We start from the raw sequence: 17,702 nt of genomic DNA, 5'->3' as shown, positions 1-17,702 counted from the left end.
GATTCAACGGATTTTCGCAGATTGATTTTTAAAAATTAAAAGCGGTGAAGAAAAAACTTAGAACCTTAGCAGCTTAGAACCTTAGTACCTTTAAACAATGACTACTATTTTAAAAACAAAAGATCTCGATATCGGCTATAAGTCGAAGAAAGGAGTTGTGACCATTGCTGAAAATCTAAATCTGAATTTAGCTTCGGGGAAACTAATCTCGTTAATTGGTGCAAACGGAATTGGGAAATCGACTTTGCTTCGCACGATTACCGGAATTCAGCAGCCGTTGAAAGGACATGTTTTTCTAAATGAAAAAAATATAAGTACCTATAAGCCTCTGGAATTGGCTCAAAATTTAAGCTTAGTTTTAACCGAAAAGCTACCGCCAAGTAATTTGTCTGTTTTCGAATTAGTAGCTTTAGGACGTCAGCCTTACACCAATTGGATTGGGACTTTAAGTCAGAATGATATCGGGAAAGTTCAGGAAGCTTTAGAGTTGACTCAAATAGAGCATCTGGCTCAGAAAAAACATTTCGAAATTAGTGACGGACAATTGCAGAAGGTTTTAATTGCGCGAGCTTTGGCACAAGATACTCCGTTGATTATTCTGGATGAGCCGACAACACATCTTGATTTACTGCACAAAGTCTCGCTATTCAAACTCCTCAAGAAACTAACAGAGGAAACTCAGAAATGCATTTTATTTTCGACTCATGACATAGATCTGGCAATTCAGTTAAGTGATGAAATGATTATTATGACTCCTGAATTGGTGGTACAGGATGCGCCATGCAATTTAATTTCAAAAGGAAGTTTTGCCACCCTATTCAAAGACGAACATATTATTTTTGATGCCGAAAAAGGAAAGTTCGTAATTACGTAGCAGACCTGTCGAATACTTTACAAAGGGACCAAAATAGCGTTTTAAAACTAAAGAAATAAACGGCTAACTATTTTTCAGTCCGATTTGTCTTTTTGCTTCTCCTACCACAAAAGCCACAGAATTGGCAATATTAAAACTTCGGATTAATTTTGACATGGGAATGGTGAGGTGATTCTCAAAACGTGCCAGAACTTCTTTACTTAAACCGACACTTTCTTTGCCAAATACAAGCCAGTCTCCGTCCTGAAAATCAGTTTCGAGATATGATTTTTCGGCATGAGAACTCATCAGAAAAACACGTGACTGATCAGGAATCTGTTCAATCCATTCTTCTATATTTTGGTATTCGGTAACGTCAAGATGTACCCAGTAATCCAGTCCCGAACGTTTCAGGTTTTTATCGTTAATTACAAATCCGAAAGGATGAATTAAATGTAATCTGCTTTCTGTACCAACACATAAACGTCCAATGTTTCCGGTGTTATTAGGGATTTCAGGCTCTACAAGAACTATGTTTAGCATTTTTTTTTTTGAGTTATGGGTTATGAGGTGTAAAATGTTAGATGTGAAATGGGTATGAGTGTTTTTATTCTTTTAAATAATAATTGTCACATTATCAAATTATCTCATTATCTAAATTAAAATCAGTCACTTCCAGTACTTCTCCGGCTTTTAAGTTTTGCAAAGATACATTTCCTATGCGAACACGAACCAGTCTTAAAGTTGGAAATCCAACAGCCGCGGTCATTTTCCGAACCTGACGAAATTTTCCTTCTCTTATTGTAATAGAAGCCCAGGAGGTTGGGCCATGGCGTTCATCTCTGATTTTTTTGGCTCTTGGACCAAAATCCGGAATTTCGGTAACGATAAAAGCAGTGCAGGGTCTAGTTTTGTATTTACCGCCATCAAAACCTATTTCAACGCCTTTTTGTAAGGCCTCGATTGCTTCGGGAGTGATGATTCCGTCGACCTGAACGTAATATTCTTTGTCTACTTTTTTGCTTCTTACCAGTTCGCTTATTCTTCCGTCTGTCGTCAATAAAAGTAAACCTTCAGAGTCTTCATCAAGTCTTCCGATGGCCATAGTACCTTCGGGGAAATTATATAATTCACCTAAAAGCTTTTTCTTTCTCTTCAATTCATAAATAAACTGACTTAGATAGCCGTAAGGTTTAAAAAGAAGAAAATGGTGATGCATATTTGTTTTTTGACTGCAAAGATAACTTTGTTTGCAGAGTTTAAAAGGAAATCTTAAGATTTAGATTTTTCATGTTTCATTTTTTTTAGCCATTGCAGAACAAACCAGATTGTCGTAATTGCAAATAGGACTAGAATTGGGAAATAATAATTTTTGAAAAAATCATGAAAATAACTTCCAATTAATACGTAAGCTGAAGCGATACACAATTTGATTCCAATAAATTCAGTATTAGACCAGGAAGTTTTGATTTTGAAGAAGTTCATAATTCTGGATTGAATCGTTAGTAACTACTGTTAAAGAGGTTATTTTTTTAAAGTCAAAAAGTAGTTTAGATCAGATTTTATCCTTTTTCTGTCTTTATCCAGTAGATAGATCTTTTCAGGATTAGAACTATAATAGCCATAGTACAGCTGTTTTTCTTCAGGCTGATCCCAGTTTAGGACATAAATTGTACCGTCCGGATCTTTATCTAATCCTCTTTCTGTATTAAAATTTCCTTTCTGGGTAAAGACATTTCCGGGTTCTTTTCCCTGATAGACACTTATGAGTTCAAATTTATTGTTTTGTGAAACACTATAATCGGTGTAGATTTTCAAGGTCATTTGAATTCCACTGCAATCAGCACACGGAATTATTCCTTCATAGATTGTTGTTTTGCTGAAACTGTTGTCGGTTTTAGTGACCGTTTCCTTGTTTGTAGAACTGTTTTCTTTAGTTGTTTTTGTATTGCAGGACAGCAGCAGAGAAAATAGAGCCGAAAAGATAAATAAGTTTTTCATGTTGTATCGTATTAGTTAATGCCTAAAACGACTTAAAGGTAAAGAAAATTGTACAGATAGAAAGTGAAAGTAAACGATTCATTTTTCAGTTTTAGGAGTTCTAATAGCATAGACTAATGAGAAAAAAGAATGTCGTTAAAAATATTTGGGGGCTAAATTAAGTCCGATTGGTTTTTAGACAGAGAAATTTTAAAAAAGAAATAACTTGTTAAATTGTAATAATCTCTTAATTCATACAAAAACAAAATGTTTTGTGAAGTCGCGCCAAATCTAAGAATAATTGAAAGAACTGACGGATAATTTATTTTTTGCTGGAAAATTTTCACAAAAGTGCGATACGATAAGTTTATGTTTTCACAATATTCTGTTAACTTTAAAGAATATAAATTTGATTTCTAAAAACTCTATTTTTTTAAACTGTATGAAAAACAATTACTCTGTACGCCATCTCATGGCTTTTTTAAGTTTTTTTTGTTGGTCAGGGAATCTTTTTGCCCAAACCATGCCCACGCCTCAATCTATAACGCCTGAATTTGTGCAAGATTTTAGTACGTTAGCTGCAGGATCATCTACTTATCCGCCAGGTTTTCAGGGTTGGACTGCTAATGCTGGTGCCCCGGGGACAAGCTATAATACAGCTTTAACTGCGACTAACCAAAATCTTCGAGCCAGTAGTACTGCAAACACAAATTCAGGAGGTGTTCACAATTATAACGGGAAGATTGGCTTCCTGGATACAAACAGTTTAGATGCAGCAATAGGTTTTGCGTTCATAGCTACCGACCGTAAAAATATCCAGGTGAAATATGATGCTATGGTTATTCGTAATCCTTATAACGGAACGAATAATCTTTGTATTTATGAAATGGCACTGCAATACAGAATTGGAACTACAGGACCTTTTATCACTTTGCCGGGAACGGATTATTTAAGTGATAAAACGGTTCCATTAGATGTAAATAAGACTGAGCCAATTAATCTTACCACAATTAAGACTATTTTACCTGCAGCCTGTAACAACCAGCCAATAGTTCAAATTAGATGGATAGCGAAACAAATTATCGGCGGAGGAGCACGTCCTTCATTTGCGATTGATGATTTAGATATTAGAGAAGATATCCTTGCTCCGGTAAGTGCGGTTGGTTATCCAAAAGCTGATAACATTTTATCGGAAAGTTTTGATTTCTCGAATAAATTAGATGAAGCAGGAAAAACTTACTATGTTTTATTGCCAGGAGGAAGTACAGCGCCAACAGCTGCACAAATTAAGGCAGGTCACGATGCTAACGATGCAGCGGCTTTACAATCAGGATTTTTGGATGTTGTTAATGCTTCTCAGGTTTATACCAAAACTTTTTCAGGTTTAACGCTAAATACCAATTATTCTGTTTTCTCTGTTTCTGAAGATATTTTTGGAAATTTACAGTTGAATCCCACTAAAGTTGATGCTTCAATTGCAAGTGCACCAATTCCGTCTTTTGTAACAACGGTTACTGCTTTAGATTTTGGATTTTCAGAAGCGGGCTTTAGCTCTGATAATTTTAGTTATCAAATTCAGGGAACTAACATTTCAACTGATGTTACTTTAGCGGCTACCGGAAACTTTACCATTTCGAAAGACGGGACTACGTTTGGAACTTCGCTTGTTTATGGTGCTTCTGACTTTGCTTCCGGGGCGACGCCAACAGTTTTTGTGAGGTTTACACCGGATGCTATTGGAAATTTTTCGGGACAAATAACACATGATGCGACCGGAGCAACAACCAAAACAGTGACGCTTACCGGAGTAGGAATTGATCCGTACCAACAAGGTTTTAACGATGCAAATGTTTTAAGCAATAGCGGGTGGACGCAATACAATGTTGCCGGTACAGCAAATAAATGGACTCCAACTACTGTGGCCAGAAATGTAAATTCAGGAGCGGGAGCGGTAATCATGAATGGTTATTCCGATAGCGGAGCTAGTAAAGACTGGCTGATTTCTCCAAAATTGCGTTTAGATAATACAGCTAAATTTGATAAAGCAATTTTACTTTCTTTTTACTCCCGTAAATTTTATGCGGGTACCGATCTGAAATTAATGGTTTCTACCGATTATGATGGAAAAAGTAATCCTGAAAATGCAACCTGGACCGTAATTGACGGTAAATTTCCAACCATAACAGGAACCTATGCACAATCGCAATACATTAAATTAGACAGTTACAAAACAAGTCATACTTATCTGGCCTGGGTGTATGAAACTACAGCCGGAGGAGCAAACAATGCTGCAGAATGGTCATTTGATGATTTTGCTATCACCAATGCAACAGGTTATATAGATGCAAATCCTGTTTTAGATTTTGGAGATGTAAATGTAAGTGCCGTTTCCGGAGCTCAGGCTTTTACACTAAAAGCAGAAGGGCATGGAGATATTACTCTTACAGCTCCAGCTGATTATCAATTGTCTTTAGATAACACTTTATTTCAGTCAAGCGTTGTAGTTACTGCAGCCGATGCAGCTGCGTCTAAAAAGATTTATGCTAGGTTTGTACCGTCAGTAAAAGCATTAACAATTTCAGGGGTGTTAACAGTTACAGGAACTTCTTTAAATAAGCAAATAGGTTCGTTTACCGGTTCATCTATACCAAAGGCAGATACTTTTGATGTAGTGACCTATAACTTAGAATTTTTTGGGACTGATGTAAAAGATGCATCCAATAAAGAATTTGGACCTACAGACGATGCTCTTCAAATTGAGAACGTGGCTAAGGTAATGAACAAGTTAAATGCTGATGTTTATGTGGTTCAGGAAGTTTCTGATGAACCGGCTTTAGATGCTTTGGTGCAAAAAATTAGCGTTAATGGTAAAACGTTCGATAAAGTAATTTCACCATCATGGTCGTATTCTTTTAAACCTGCAGATCCGAATTTTCCACCTCAAAAATTGGTAGTGATCTACAATACACAGACAGCAACGGTAAAAAATACCAAAGTAATGTTTAAAGATCTATACGATCAGATACGTGCTAAAACGGTCACACTAAACAATTATCCAAGCCCTGATGGTGACGATGGAGATTTTTTCTCATCAGGACGTTTGCCTTATATGGTGCAAATTGAGACGAATGTTGGGGGAGTAAAAAAGCTGATTAATTTAGTAGATCTTCATGCCCGTGCGAATAAAGGAACTGATATGGACAAATACAACATGCGTAAATACGATGCACAAGTATTGAAAGACAGTTTAGACCGTTACTATGCTAATTCGAATCTGATTATTTTGGGAGACTATAACGATGATGTAAGTAAATCAGTTATTACGCCAAATCCATCTTCTTATAAGATGTTTGTTGATGATCAGACTAATTATAATGCACTTACTTTAGAAATCAGTAAAGCAGGAGCATATACTTATTTAAGTTCGGGCGGATTTTTAGATCACATCATGATTTCAAACGAATTAAACGACCAGTACATCGCAAATTCGATTGCAGTTTATGATCCTCGTAACGATATTAATAATTATACCAATACAACTTCAGACCACGGTCCGGTAATGGCCCGTTTTGAATTGAAATCTTCGAATCTGTCAACTATCGATTTTGAAACTAAAAATGGTTATGCGGTTCAGGCTTATCCGAATCCAACTACCGATGTGGTGAATGTGGTCGTAAAAACCAATACTGATAAAAACCTGAAATTGAAGTTCTACGATGTTTCAGGCCATTTATTAGGGAATCCGGTTGATATTAATGCAACACAGGATCTAAGTACTACGGCTGTTCCGGTAAGTTATTTGCAAACGGGGATTTACTTTTATACGCTAACCGAGAATAATAAAGTAGTTTATAAAGGTAAGATCGTTAAAAAGTAAGAAGTGAAATGTAAAATGTGAGGAGGAAATTGATTTGTGGTTTCTTTTGAACAGTTTACAATAGCTTTCAGTAAAAAGTAAAAGCAGTCCAAAGTAAAATTTGGGCTGCTTTTTTTATTTAAAACAATGTTTTGAATGGTTTCGGATTTGTTTCGGGCATAATGAAGTAAAAGTAATTCAATTGCCATTGCTGCGTTTTCTGAGCTTGTTTACTTGTTGTTTCATCCCACGGAGGATATACTCTTGTGGCTCTTTTACCTTCTTTTGTCGAAGTGGTAAAAATACCTTTCTCTAATAAAACAGATTTAGGAAAAACAAATTGTCCGAAGAGTTCGTTCTTTCGAACACTGACAATCACAAAGTCAATAGCGTCTGTGAAATCAAAAGGCTCAATAATTCCCGTCGTATTGCGTTTCCATAAAGTTACAAACTGACCTGTTTTGGTGGGTGTGATTTTCGCTTTCCTGTAACGGATGTTTTTCTGATTCAATCGAAAACGGTAAGCATCGTACTCATTGCTTTCAGCTTCCGGTTGAGGTTGAGTGAGGTCAAAATCGCAACAATCGTAAAGTATTTCTTTGGCAATTATAAGATCTTTAGGTAGTGACTCCGGATCGGTCCCATTATTTTTGAGGATCATTTTATCGTTTTTTCTAGGTAATTTTTTGGTAAAACTACCACAAAAAGAACTTTAAAAAGTAACATTCAATCCAAAATTTAATCCCCATTGAAACTGATTAAAAGATTGGCTGCTTAGTGGATTAACGTAATAATTCATAGCGGGCTCCACAAAAACACTTGTTTTCTTGTAAACTCGATATTGTAAAGTACTGCTTAATGTAGAACCGTAGATGAAATCGTTGGCATTGACATTCTGACCAATCGAATTTCCGTTTAAGGCCATGTTATTTGAAATCAGTTTCCCCACAAAACCACCGGTATTGATGTTGATGTTGGTCCTGTTTTTACTGAAAACAGAATACGAAACCTCTAAAGGCATTTCGATATATCTTAAGTTTTGATCCAGATTCCCACTTTCAATAGAATTGCTTTCAATGTTATTTTGTTTTAACGCATTTGTAGTGTTTTTAGAAACAAAAATGTAACCTGAACTAGTGCTAATTTGGGGAGCTGCTGCGACTACTGTTGCATTTTGATTAAAATAGTCATTAGAAGTCATGGCAGCATTAGGTGGACCATTGCTTATGTACGATACATCGGCAACACTTTGTCCTAATTCGTTGATCTTAAAACCTGAACCAACGGCCCATTTTTTGTTGATTTTATATTTTGTTTTAACACCGTAAGTACTTCCCTGTTTTGAGTCGTTTACATTGCCGAGCGTTTTGTCATTTTTATAATTTTCCGAGTTGGCTAATCCGGCAAAAACTTCAACGGCCCATCTTTCTCCTTTAGAAATTATCGTTTTCTTTTCTTTCTCGTTTTTCTCTTCCGGATTAATTATACCTTTTTCCAAGTTTTGAAGTTCTGCCAACTGAACGGAATCCTGCTTGCTTAAAACGGTACTGAATTTCGAATTGTTTTTTGAATTACCTGTTAATTCTCTGCCTGGGAATGTGTTTTCAACAGCAGTTTTCTGATGCTTATCAGAAAGCGGGTTCACAGCACTTAAAGCTGTACTAATGTTATTTTTAGCAGGCAATTGCTCTTCGAAAACAGAAGCCGACACCTTATTTTTTGAATTTGGATAGAAAGGGTTTGCCTTTCCTGCACTAAAAGTTTGTTCAGCTACTATTTGATTAGCAGCTTTTTTATCAGCACTAATAGAATGATTTTTTGAATAAGAAGCTAATGGATTATTTTTCCCGGCAGCATACATTTTTTCAGCTACATTTTGATTGGAATTTTTCCCCGTTGGATTTAGAAATTGATTTGTTGAAGCAGAATTGAATGCATTTGATGGATCTGAATGGGCTGTATTTGTTTGGGCAGAAACAATTACTTTTTGGGTTGCGGTATGATCTTCATTTCTCTTTTGAAGAGTGGAGTTCAGATTTGCATTCCCTGAATTAGCCTTATTTGTTACATCAGAATGAGCAACTGCCGTTTTTTGATTGTGATTTTTTATAGAAAGCTCAGACGAATTTGTACTGTTCTTCAGAGAAGAGTTACTAACGGTATGATTTGATTCTTGCTGAGTGGTATTTACAACAGCATTATTCTCTTTACTTTGAATTGTTTTGTTAGAGTTTGGATTGTTTTTCTTCTCATCAAGAACCACACTATTGTTTTCTATCGCGCCATTTTTTACCGTTTGAATTGCCGAAGTAGAGGTAAAATGTAAAACAGAAGGAAGCAGCAAACCTAATAATAAGCATGCAGCAGCTGACCACCAAAGAATAGCTTTCTTCTTTTTCTTTTTGGGTTGGTCTAATTTTTCTTCAATCTGACTCCATAATTCAGGAGGAGGAACACTTGAAAAGTTTTCCATTGATGAAAAAAGATCTTCTATATTTTGCTTTTTCATGCTATTTTAAAATTTTTTATGCTCATTATTTTTTTTTGCAAAATGCTTTTGGCCCGATTTAGATTTGATTTTGATGTTCCTTCAGAGATTTTTAAAAGTTCGGCTATTTCTTTATGCTTTAGTTTTTCAAAAACATACAGGTTGAAAACGGTGCGGTACTGATCCGGTAGATCCCGGATATATTCCAGCAGTTTCTCCTGTTCGACCGGAGCAATATCCAATTCCTCCTCCTCAACAAAATCAGTATCCGGATCAAAAACGTCCAAAAAGAAACTCTCTTTTTTCTTCTTGTTCAGCGTTTCAATCAGTTTATTAATGAAAATACGTTTTAGCCAGCCTTCAAAACTTCCTTCAAATTTATATTGGCCGATTTTCTGAAAAACGATCACAAAAGCCTCCTGAAATACATCTTTGGCATCGTCTTCATTTCTCATATACTTCAGGCATATACCATATAAAACAGGAGAGAACAACTGATAGATTTTCAGTTGCCCTTCTCTGTCATTTTTGATGCACAGTCGTATGTATTTTTCTAAATCGTCTTTCAAAAAAGTGGTTTGTTTGGTTTTGCAAAAATAGTTCTTATAAGCTTATAAAACTACCTTTTGTAAATAGTACGTGATGCATCGGTATTATTGCTGACAATGGTTAGGTTTTGATTGTCAAGGTTTTCTATGATATAAGTCTTGCCTTCAAAAGTGATTAAGTCATGTTCGGCCTGATCAAAGTAACCAACACCTTTTTCAATTGTATAGGCACTATTTCTTATTTCAACATTGTTTTTGTACGTGATTACTCTTCCGTTTGGTGTAAAAACGACTTTTTTGTTAAATCCGATCGTTTTAGGAGTTGCCGTATAAGGATTACTGTTTCCTCCAATCGATTTTTCCCAAATCCAGGTGTTTACAATCGAACCCGAATTTATACCCGTAGATTCCAATGAATATGCCGACGAAAAGAGACCGCATACGATGATAAATAAGAAATATTTTTTCATGAATCAGATTATTTTAGACTTGTTATTTTATCCTGAATAGCCTTTTTGAATGCTTTTATTTCGGCACTTTGATCGGCAGTATCTTTGTTGTCGATGGTAATTTTAGTAACATTTATACCCTGACGTAATTCAAAATATACCCCTCCCTGATCTGCGGCGTCTGGAGAGCCATAGGTTTTAGTTTGTCCTTTTAAAGCTAAAATTTCAGCAGGTACCGATTTTAAGAAAAGCGTGTAATCTCCTTTTTTGGTAGTCGCCGTATAACGGTATTGATCGAAATCGTAAGCACCAGCTTTAACGTTTAAGAATTTCTGGATATTAAAATCGTTGATCTGATAGAATTTTTGACAATCAGCACCTGTACATTGACTGCTGAAACTTCCTATTACGACATTGTCACGGTTGTCTGCTACTTTATTGAATAGTATTGTTTTAGTTGTTTTTGGTATCAAAATGAAATCTGACGGATACGTTGCCCCGGGTGCAATTGTCTCGCCCACTTCAGGTTCTTTTTCGTAGTAATTGACCAGAATCTGACATTTGTTTTGAACAATGCTGGTTATCTTAATTTTAAAACCACCTGTAGGTTTAAGTCCTGAGAAAATACCAACGATCATTTCTTTATTAAAATCGATAGGTGTAATAGTAGCGTTTGGACACGTATTCTCTTTTTTGGTGAAGTAAGCATTCAATCTTTCTTCAGAAGCAGCTAAAAATGCAACAGGATTGGTAGGTAAAGATTTAACACTATAGTTGCATAAAAGTGGAATTCCTGTAAAAGCTAAGTCTTCACTTTCTCCGCAAACTACATTCATATCTTCATTATTAAGGGAGCAGGCACTGAATCCAAAAGCTATAAACAAGCTTAGCATTAATTTTTTCATAACAATATTTTAATAGTTTATAATTAGTAGATGTCTTCTTTTGGAAATGGTTGCGTGATTTTTTTTATTTTTTTAGAATAATGATTTTATTTTTCGAGATTAGGGATTCGTGAAATTTCTAATTTAGAATAAAGCACTTCGTATTATTGTGTACTTTTACTTTATATAAAAATGTAATTATGTTTGAATTTCTTCCGTATTTGTTAGCCTTCACAGCTGCGTTATTTCTAGGGATATATTTAGGAAAGACGTTATTTGCTGCACGATTTCAATCCGAAAAAGTGAGTCTGGAAGAAAGGCTGAGTGCCACCACAAATCAATTACAAATTCAGAAAGAGCAGTTTGAAAACGAAAGAAGAAATTTTGAAAAACAGCTCCATCTGAGCAGTTCTGAAAAAGAGAATATCCGAACCGAAAAAGACAGTCTCGCGATTCAGCTTTCTAAAAAAGAAGTTGATTTTGAAAACTTGTGGGAACGTCATAAAGAACAAAAGAATGAAGTAAGCGAACTTCAGGAGAAATTTACCAAAGAATTTGAAAACCTGGCGAATAAAATTCTGGAAGAGAAATCGGCAAAGTTTACGGAGCAGAATAGCGAAAATATGAAAAGCATCCTGCTGCCTTTGCAGGATAAAATTCAGGGATTCGAAAAAAAGGTAGAACAAACCCACAAAGAAAGTATTGATTATCATGCGGCTTTGCGTCAGCAGATTTTAGGATTGAGTGAAATGAATGCCCAAATGAGTAAAGAAACCCTGAATTTAACCAAGGCTTTGAAAGGTGACAGTAAAATGCAGGGGAACTGGGGCGAATTGGTTTTAGAACGTGTTTTAGAAAAATCCGGTTTAGAAAAGGGGAGAGAATACGAAGTACAGCAAAGTTTTACAAATGCTGAAGGAAACAGAGTTTTGCCCGATGTTGTAATCAATTTACCCGACGGTAAAAAGATGATCGTCGATTCAAAAGTTTCTCTGGTTGCTTATGAAAAATGGATCAATGAAGAATCTGAAATTCTTAAAATGGACTTCCTGAAAGAACATGTGAACTCTATTAAAAGACATGTCGAGCAGTTGGGAAGCAAAAATTATCATGATTTGTATCAAATCGAGAGCCCGGATTTTGTCTTATTGTTTATCCCCATTGAACCTGCTTTTGCGATTGCTTTAAATGAAGATTCGACCTTGTACAATAAAGCGTTTGATCGAAATATCGTTATTGTAACTCCTACAACCTTACTGGCGACTTTAAGAACTATTGATAGTATGTGGACCAATCAAAAACAACAGGAAAATGCCTTTGAAATTGCCAGACAGGCAGGAGCATTATACGACAAATTTGAGGGATTTGTTACCGATTTGGTACGTATTGGAAATAAAATAAAAGACACAAAAACGGAATACGAAAATGCCATGAGCAAGTTGGTAGACGGAAGAGGAAATCTGATTTCAAGTGTCGAAAAATTAAAGAAAATGGGAGCGAAGGCTAAAAAATCGCTTCCTGAAAATATTATTGCCAGAGCTTCTAATTCAGATGAAAATCAATCTTTAAATTAAAAACGTAGTTTCATCCAAGCTGTTCGCAAATAAACCTTTCCATTCAAATACAAATAAAAAATTATGACCGCAGATTTCAAACACGTTTCTTCATCGAAAATAAGTATATCAGAATTAATGTTGCCTTCGCATACTAATTTTAGTGGAAAAATTCACGGAGGATATATTTTACAGCTGTTAGACCAGATTGCTTTTGCATCAGCCTCAAAATTTAGTGGCAACTATTGCGTAACCGCTTCTGTGGATACGGTAAACTTTTTAAAACCTATTGAGGTTGGAGAATTAGTAACCATGAAAGCATCGGTAAATTACGTGGGAAGAAGCTCTATGATTGTGGGAATTCGTGTGGAAGCTGAGAATATCCAAACGGGAGCCATCAAACATTGTAATTCATCTTATTTTACCATGGTGGCTAAAGATAATGAGGGGAAAAGCGTACCTGTTCCCGGACTTATTTTGTCAAATTTAGAAGAGGTGAGACGCTTTAGGAAATGCATCAAACAAATCGAATCTAAAAAAGAAGTAGAAGAACATGCAAGAATGACGGACGTTAATTCTATCGAAGATCTGGCAAATTTAAATCAGTACAATGTGCTTTTAGAAATTCACTAAGATAAGGCCTTAGAGATGAGTTCTTTTTGGTAAATAGTGAGATGGGTTTTTAAAAAGAAAAAAGAAAAAAGAAAAAAGAAAAAAGAAAAAAGAAGAAAGAGAAAAGAAAAGAGAGAAATATAGTCTTCTGCGTTTTATTAGAAGTGAAACGCTTTTTTCGGTTAGTAAACTATGTTTCTATGTGTTAAAAAAGATTTTTTATGTACCTACACCCAATTAAGATAATTTACAATCAAATCAAAAAGTAATGGTAAAGTTTGGCTATACAATTTTATACGTTGAAGAAGTAGAAAAATCAATTTCGTTTTATGAAAATGCATTTGGATTTTCAAGAAAATTTGTAACTCCGGAGGGAGATTACGGTGAATTGAGTACAGGTGAAACCACAATTTCGTTTGCTTCAAAAGAACTAGCAGCCCAAAATCTGAAAGACGGTTTTATCGAAAGTAAACCGGAGCAGAAACCTTTTGCCATCGAATTGGGTTTTATAACCGATGATGTCGAGGAATTGGTACAGAAAGCAATTTCAGCAGGAGCCGCACTGGTCAAAGAACCTGCTCAGAAACCATGGGGACAAGTAGTGGCCTATGTACGTGATCTGGATGGATTTTTAATTGAAATCTGTACACCAGTGCAATAAGATTTCGTGGAGTTTCTGATGTCATAATTGGAGTGCCAGTAAACGGTATCAGAATTGATTTTTAGGCAGGTAAAACATTCACAAATATTTAGCAGTAAATCGGCAACCGTAATCCTGAAAAAATCGTAACTTTAAGTATAAATGATTGGGTTACTGTTTTTTCACGGAGTACTGCCATTCTATTTTTTTAATTTATCTTAAGTCCAGTTGTTTCTCTTCTTAAAAATAGAAAAAGATCGAATGACATAATTGTTTAATTGTTAACGATTATGAAAAAAATTACATTACTTATTTTACTGTTTACAGCTCATTCCGTTATGGCTCAGGATAAATTTTTTACCAGTACGGGAACCATAAATTTTGAAGCATCAGTGCCCTTTTTCGAAGATGTAAAAGCTGTAAACAGACAGGTCACAATTATTGTTGAGCCCAAAACGAGTACTTTTATCTGTACCGTTTTTATTAAAGATTTTCGTTTTAAATTAGACCTGATGCAGGAACATTTTAATGAAAATTATATGGAAAGCCATCGTTATCCGAAAGCTGTTTTTAAAGGAAAAATTCAAAAATTTGATCTAAAAAACATAGACGAAATCGAAAAGGAATATCAAATTAAAGGAAAACTTTCGATGAAGGGAAAATCAAGAGAAATTCTGGTAAATGCACTCATTAAAAAAGTGGGTGATGGAATCCAGATCATTTCCGATTTTCCAATTTTGATCTCTGATTATAATATCGAAATTCCGAACAGAATAGCCGCTAAGATTGCTAAAACGGTGAATACCGAATTAACAGGAGTAATTAAAAGTGATGATCCGGTATATCTAACGCTAAAATGACTAATTAAGGCAGTTGACTAGCGCGCCTTCTAAATCGGTAAATTGAAATTCAAATCCTGTCTTTTGTATTTTTTCAGAGGAAACCCTTTGTCCTTTTAAGACAGCCTCGCTCATTTCGCCTAAAACAATTTTAAGAATAAAGGCGGGTACTTTTGGGAGCCAGATTTTATAACCGTATAAGCTGGCAAGCATTTTTGAAAAACTAAGGTTCGTAGTATTGTCTGTCACGCAGGCATTGTACGGACCTTTTATCGTTTCATCAGTAAGTGCTTTTAGATAAATCTGGCATAAATCATCGATATGAATCCAGGGAAGATATTGTTTTCCCGTGCCCAAAATGGCACCGAAGCCGGCTTTGAAATTGGGTCCCAGTTTTTTTAGAAATCCTTCATTTCTTCCCAAAACAATCCCCGTTCTGATTTTAGCAGTCCGAATTCCTAAAGAAGTAATTTTATCTACGGCCTGTTCCCATTCAACGCAGGTTACCCCTAAAAAATCGGTTGCAGGGGGTGTGTCTTCCGCACAGATAACAGAACTGGTGACAGCTCCGTAAATTCCAACCGCCGAAGCCGAGATAAAAGCCTCCGGAATTTTATTGTTTTTCTTTAAGATCGAATAAATAAGATCGATGGGTTGTACACGACTTTCTACAATGACTTTTTTGCGTTTTTTAGTCCATCTCTTCTCAACAATTCCTTCGCCTGCTAAATGGATAATATAATCAGCCTGAAGAATTGCTTCTTCGTTGATATAATTCGTTTTTAAGTTCCATTTATAATAGGTGATTAATGAGGTGTTTTCTCGTGCGCTACGGCTCAAAATTGATACCGTAAAACCACTGTCAGTGAGTAGATCGGTAAGTTGTTTTCCAACAAATCCAGTGCCTCCGGTTAATAAAACATTTTTTGCCATGATAGTTTATAATATATTTAACAGTGCATTTTGTTTAAGGCAAAGTAAAGGTACTTAAACATTCCTTACCTTTAAGGCAAATTCTAAATTTTAATGAAATGGCAACTAAAAATAAGGCTATCACAAGAGAAGATATCGTTTCAAAATACATGGATGAAGTTTTAGAAAAGGGACAAAAACCAAAATCAGTTTATCATTTTGCAAAAGAAAATGGTTTTACGGAAGCGGAGTTTTATGCTTTTTTTGGAACATTAGAAGGTTTAGAAAAAGAAATATTCAGGCTGTTTTTTGTGAATACAGTTGATTTGCTGCACAAAAATGCCGATTATCACGAGTATGATATGAAAAACAAGATGTTGAGTTTCTACTATACATTTTTTGAGATTTTAACGGCCAACAGAAGTTATGTCCTGCAAGCTCTGAAAATAGACAGAAATCCACTTAAAAATTTAGTACAACTGACTTCGCTTCGCGAGGCTTTTAAAGAATATGTTTCGGAAATACTGACTGATGATTACAGGCTGGAACAGGAAAAATTTCAAAAATTTCAGGAAAAAGCCCTTCAGGAATCGGCCTGGCTGCAATTAATGATGACGATAAAATTCTGGATGGAGGATTCTTCGGCAGCATTCGAAAAAACGGATATTTTTATTGAAAAATCAGTTAACGCATCCTTCGAATTAATGAATGTAGCCCCAATGAATCATTTAATTGATTTTGGAAAATTTCTGTTTAAAGAAAAAATATACAGTAAGTAATGAAAACGATCGATTATATACCTACCTCAAAAATAGAAAGAGCCAGTAAATTAGTGCAAACGGGTGCAAAAATCGGAGTCAACTATATTAAGCATTATGCGGAGAAAATGGTAAACTCAGATTTGACTCGTGACAAGCTGAATGAAAACAATGCGGAAGATATTTATGACGGACTCAAAAGTTTGAAAGGAAGTGCTCTTAAAGTGGCTCAAATGCTGAGCATGGACAAGAACTTTCTGCCTCAGGCTTATGTAGAGAAATTTTCATTATCGCAATTTTCAGTACCGCCGCTTTCGGCACCATTAGTCTTGAAAACTTTTAAAACCAATTTCGGAAAAACTCCCTATGAAATTTTTGATGAGTTTAATGCCAATTCGGTCAATGCAGCCAGTATCGGTCAGGTACATTTAGCGGTTAAAGACGGTAAAAAACTAGCCGTTAAAATTCAGTATCCGGGAGTTGCCAACAGTATCTCGTCTGATTTGGCTCTGGTAAAACCTATTGCGATCAGAATGTTTAATTTGCAGGGAAAAGATTCTGATAAATATTTTAAAGAAGTCGAAGATAAACTGATTGAAGAAACCAATTATTTGTTGGAACTTCAACAAAGCCAGGAAGTGGTACAAGCCTGCAGTAAAATCGAAAACATACTTTTTCCGAATTATTATCCTGAGTTTTCATCAGAGAAAATTATCACCATGGACTGGATGAGCGGTCTGCATCTTTCGGAGTTTACTGCTAAAAATTCAGATCAGGAAGTGGGTGACAAATTAGGTCAGGCACTGTGGGATTTTTATATGTACCAAATTCATGTTTTAAGAAAAGTGCATGCCGATCCGCATCCGGGAAATTTTCTGGTGAATGAAAACAATCAGTTAATTGCATTGGATTTTGGCTGTATGAAACAAATTCCGGATGATTTTTATGTGCCTTACTTTGAATTGATCAATAAAAATGTAATTACAGACGAAACACTTTTCAATGAGAAATTATTTGAACTGGAAATTCTTCGTCCCGATGATTCGGCTTCTGAGATTGCCTATTTTACTGAAATGTTTCATGATTTATTGTCTCTTTTTACCCAGCCATTTCAGAAAGAAACCTTTGATTTTTCAGACGAGACTTTCTTTGATAATATTGCCAAATTAGGAGAACGCTTTACCAACGATACCAATCTTAAAAAAATGAACGGAAATAGAGGTTCCAAACATTTTATCTACATGAACAGAACTTTCTTCGGATTGTATAATCTGATGTTTGATTTGAAAGCGAAGATTGTTGTAGAAAATTATTTGAAGTACTAAAAAAG

Annotated in this window: 17 protein-coding genes; 8 read left to right on the top strand and 9 right to left on the bottom strand. The window is 35.4% G+C overall.

The window, feature by feature from the left end; all coding sequences use genetic code 11:
- Positions 1-97: 97 nt before the first annotated feature.
- Entirely contained in the window at positions 98-874 is a 777-nt protein-coding gene (locus M4I44_RS00420; RefSeq protein ID WP_249966218.1) for an ABC transporter ATP-binding protein, read from the top strand.
- A 63-nt stretch (positions 875-937) separates the two neighbouring features.
- Here the strand turns inward: M4I44_RS00420 and M4I44_RS00415 are convergent, their stop codons facing one another.
- From M4I44_RS00415 to M4I44_RS00405, 3 genes are all read right to left on the bottom strand, one after another.
- Entirely contained in the window at positions 938-1,396 is a 459-nt protein-coding gene (locus M4I44_RS00415) for a tRNA (cytidine(34)-2'-O)-methyltransferase (protein ID WP_202702912.1), read from the bottom strand.
- A gap of 94 nt (positions 1,397-1,490) precedes the next feature.
- Positions 1,491-2,072 (bottom strand): pseudouridine synthase, encoded by a 582-nt coding sequence (locus tag M4I44_RS00410; RefSeq protein WP_249966217.1) that lies wholly within the window; start codon positions 2,070-2,072, stop codon positions 1,491-1,493.
- 305 nt (positions 2,073-2,377) lie between these two features.
- Positions 2,378-2,854 carry a copper resistance protein NlpE gene (locus M4I44_RS00405; protein ID WP_249966216.1) on the bottom strand — a complete coding sequence of 159 codons (477 nt, stop codon included), beginning with the start codon at positions 2,852-2,854 and terminating at the stop codon, positions 2,378-2,380.
- A 421-nt stretch (positions 2,855-3,275) separates the two neighbouring features.
- Here M4I44_RS00405 and M4I44_RS00400 point away from each other — a divergent pair, with 421 nt between their 5' ends.
- On the top strand, positions 3,276-6,710 hold the full coding sequence (locus M4I44_RS00400; RefSeq protein WP_249966215.1) for a T9SS-dependent choice-of-anchor J family protein: 3,435 nt from the start codon (positions 3,276-3,278) through the stop codon (positions 6,708-6,710).
- Between the two features lie 118 nt (positions 6,711-6,828).
- On the opposite strand, the gene M4I44_RS00395 is transcribed toward M4I44_RS00400, so the two are convergent.
- Genes M4I44_RS00395 through M4I44_RS00375 form a run of 5 tightly spaced genes read right to left on the bottom strand, consistent with a single transcriptional unit; the run spans position 6,829 to position 11,079 of the window.
- Positions 6,829-7,350, bottom strand: a complete 522-nt coding sequence (locus tag M4I44_RS00395) for a MepB family protein (protein WP_249966214.1) — start codon at positions 7,348-7,350, stop codon at positions 6,829-6,831.
- Positions 7,351-7,401: 51 nt separating this feature from the next.
- Positions 7,402-9,198, bottom strand: a complete 1,797-nt coding sequence (locus M4I44_RS00390; RefSeq protein ID WP_249966213.1) for a hypothetical protein — start codon at positions 9,196-9,198, stop codon at positions 7,402-7,404.
- Complete coding sequence (locus M4I44_RS00385) at positions 9,195-9,746, bottom strand: RNA polymerase sigma factor (RefSeq protein ID WP_202702918.1); 552 nt, start codon at positions 9,744-9,746, stop codon at positions 9,195-9,197. Before M4I44_RS00385 ends, M4I44_RS00390 begins: the two co-directional genes overlap by 4 nt.
- A 50-nt stretch (positions 9,747-9,796) precedes the next feature.
- Positions 9,797-10,195: a hypothetical protein gene (locus M4I44_RS00380; protein WP_249966212.1), complete on the bottom strand. Its 399-nt coding sequence runs from the start codon at positions 10,193-10,195 to the stop codon at positions 9,797-9,799.
- A gap of 8 nt (positions 10,196-10,203) precedes the next feature.
- Entirely contained in the window at positions 10,204-11,079 is an 876-nt protein-coding gene (locus tag M4I44_RS00375; RefSeq protein WP_249966211.1) for a protease complex subunit PrcB family protein, read from the bottom strand.
- Positions 11,080-11,258: 179 nt separating this feature from the next.
- Here M4I44_RS00375 and rmuC point away from each other — a divergent pair, with 179 nt between their 5' ends.
- The 4 genes from rmuC to M4I44_RS00355 all read left to right on the top strand — a co-directional run bounded on the left by rmuC (position 11,259) and on the right by M4I44_RS00355 (position 14,723).
- Positions 11,259-12,632: a DNA recombination protein RmuC gene (gene rmuC / locus M4I44_RS00370; protein ID WP_017498837.1), complete on the top strand. Its 1,374-nt coding sequence runs from the start codon at positions 11,259-11,261 to the stop codon at positions 12,630-12,632.
- A 63-nt stretch (positions 12,633-12,695) separates the two neighbouring features.
- Positions 12,696-13,244 (top strand): acyl-CoA thioesterase, encoded by a 549-nt coding sequence (locus M4I44_RS00365; protein ID WP_026110234.1) that lies wholly within the window; start codon positions 12,696-12,698, stop codon positions 13,242-13,244.
- Between the two features lie 247 nt (positions 13,245-13,491).
- Entirely contained in the window at positions 13,492-13,884 is a 393-nt protein-coding gene (locus tag M4I44_RS00360; RefSeq protein ID WP_249966209.1) for a VOC family protein, read from the top strand.
- Between the two features lie 269 nt (positions 13,885-14,153).
- Positions 14,154-14,723, top strand: coding sequence for a YceI family protein (locus M4I44_RS00355; protein ID WP_017498466.1), 570 nt, complete (start codon positions 14,154-14,156; stop codon positions 14,721-14,723).
- On the opposite strand, the gene M4I44_RS00350 is transcribed toward M4I44_RS00355, so the two are convergent.
- Positions 14,724-15,635, bottom strand: a complete 912-nt coding sequence (locus tag M4I44_RS00350) for a TIGR01777 family oxidoreductase (RefSeq protein ID WP_249966208.1) — start codon at positions 15,633-15,635, stop codon at positions 14,724-14,726.
- Positions 15,636-15,733: 98 nt separating this feature from the next.
- Between M4I44_RS00350 and M4I44_RS00345 the strand changes: the two genes are divergently transcribed.
- Positions 15,734-16,393 carry a TetR family transcriptional regulator C-terminal domain-containing protein gene (locus M4I44_RS00345; RefSeq protein ID WP_249966206.1) on the top strand — a complete coding sequence of 220 codons (660 nt, stop codon included), beginning with the start codon at positions 15,734-15,736 and terminating at the stop codon, positions 16,391-16,393.
- Positions 16,393-17,697 carry an AarF/ABC1/UbiB kinase family protein gene (locus tag M4I44_RS00340; RefSeq protein ID WP_229998662.1) on the top strand — a complete coding sequence of 435 codons (1,305 nt, stop codon included), beginning with the start codon at positions 16,393-16,395 and terminating at the stop codon, positions 17,695-17,697. The genes M4I44_RS00345 and M4I44_RS00340 overlap by 1 nt, the downstream gene beginning before the upstream one ends.
- The last annotated feature ends 5 nt before the right edge of the window (positions 17,698-17,702 follow it).

It is taken from the genome of Flavobacterium sp. B183 (assembly GCF_023539155.1).
GTDB classification, from domain to species: Bacteria; Bacteroidota; Bacteroidia; order Flavobacteriales; family Flavobacteriaceae; genus Flavobacterium; species Flavobacterium tructae.
The sequence above is the reverse complement of the archived record's forward strand: the minus strand, read 5'-3'. Positions and strand labels throughout refer to the sequence as shown.

What these genes read in the sequence shown, in the direction of transcription:
- M4I44_RS00420 (WP_249966218.1), top strand. Translation starts at nt 98, where the DNA reads ATGACTACTATTTTAAAAACAAAAGATCTCGATATCGGCTATAAGTCG.
- M4I44_RS00400 (WP_249966215.1), top strand. Translation starts at nt 3,276, where the DNA reads ATGAAAAACAATTACTCTGTACGCCATCTCATGGCTTTTTTAAGTTTT.
- M4I44_RS00410 (WP_249966217.1), bottom strand. Translation starts at nt 2,072, where the DNA reads ATGCATCACCATTTTCTTCTTTTTAAACCTTACGGCTATCTAAGTCAG.
- M4I44_RS00340 (WP_229998662.1), top strand. Translation starts at nt 16,393, where the DNA reads ATGAAAACGATCGATTATATACCTACCTCAAAAATAGAAAGAGCCAGT.
- M4I44_RS00415 (WP_202702912.1), bottom strand. Translation starts at nt 1,396, where the DNA reads ATGCTAAACATAGTTCTTGTAGAGCCTGAAATCCCTAATAACACCGGA.
- M4I44_RS00345 (WP_249966206.1), top strand. Translation starts at nt 15,734, where the DNA reads ATGGCAACTAAAAATAAGGCTATCACAAGAGAAGATATCGTTTCAAAA.
- M4I44_RS00380 (WP_249966212.1), bottom strand. Translation starts at nt 10,195, where the DNA reads ATGAAAAAATATTTCTTATTTATCATCGTATGCGGTCTCTTTTCGTCG.
- M4I44_RS00365 (WP_026110234.1), top strand. Translation starts at nt 12,696, where the DNA reads ATGACCGCAGATTTCAAACACGTTTCTTCATCGAAAATAAGTATATCA.
- M4I44_RS00355 (WP_017498466.1), top strand. Translation starts at nt 14,154, where the DNA reads ATGAAAAAAATTACATTACTTATTTTACTGTTTACAGCTCATTCCGTT.
- M4I44_RS00395 (WP_249966214.1), bottom strand. Translation starts at nt 7,350, where the DNA reads ATGATCCTCAAAAATAATGGGACCGATCCGGAGTCACTACCTAAAGAT.
- M4I44_RS00375 (WP_249966211.1), bottom strand. Translation starts at nt 11,079, where the DNA reads ATGAAAAAATTAATGCTAAGCTTGTTTATAGCTTTTGGATTCAGTGCC.
- M4I44_RS00405 (WP_249966216.1), bottom strand. Translation starts at nt 2,854, where the DNA reads ATGAAAAACTTATTTATCTTTTCGGCTCTATTTTCTCTGCTGCTGTCC.
- M4I44_RS00360 (WP_249966209.1), top strand. Translation starts at nt 13,492, where the DNA reads ATGGTAAAGTTTGGCTATACAATTTTATACGTTGAAGAAGTAGAAAAA.
- rmuC (WP_017498837.1), top strand. Translation starts at nt 11,259, where the DNA reads ATGTTTGAATTTCTTCCGTATTTGTTAGCCTTCACAGCTGCGTTATTT.
- M4I44_RS00350 (WP_249966208.1), bottom strand. Translation starts at nt 15,635, where the DNA reads ATGGCAAAAAATGTTTTATTAACCGGAGGCACTGGATTTGTTGGAAAA.
- M4I44_RS00390 (WP_249966213.1), bottom strand. Translation starts at nt 9,198, where the DNA reads ATGAAAAAGCAAAATATAGAAGATCTTTTTTCATCAATGGAAAACTTT.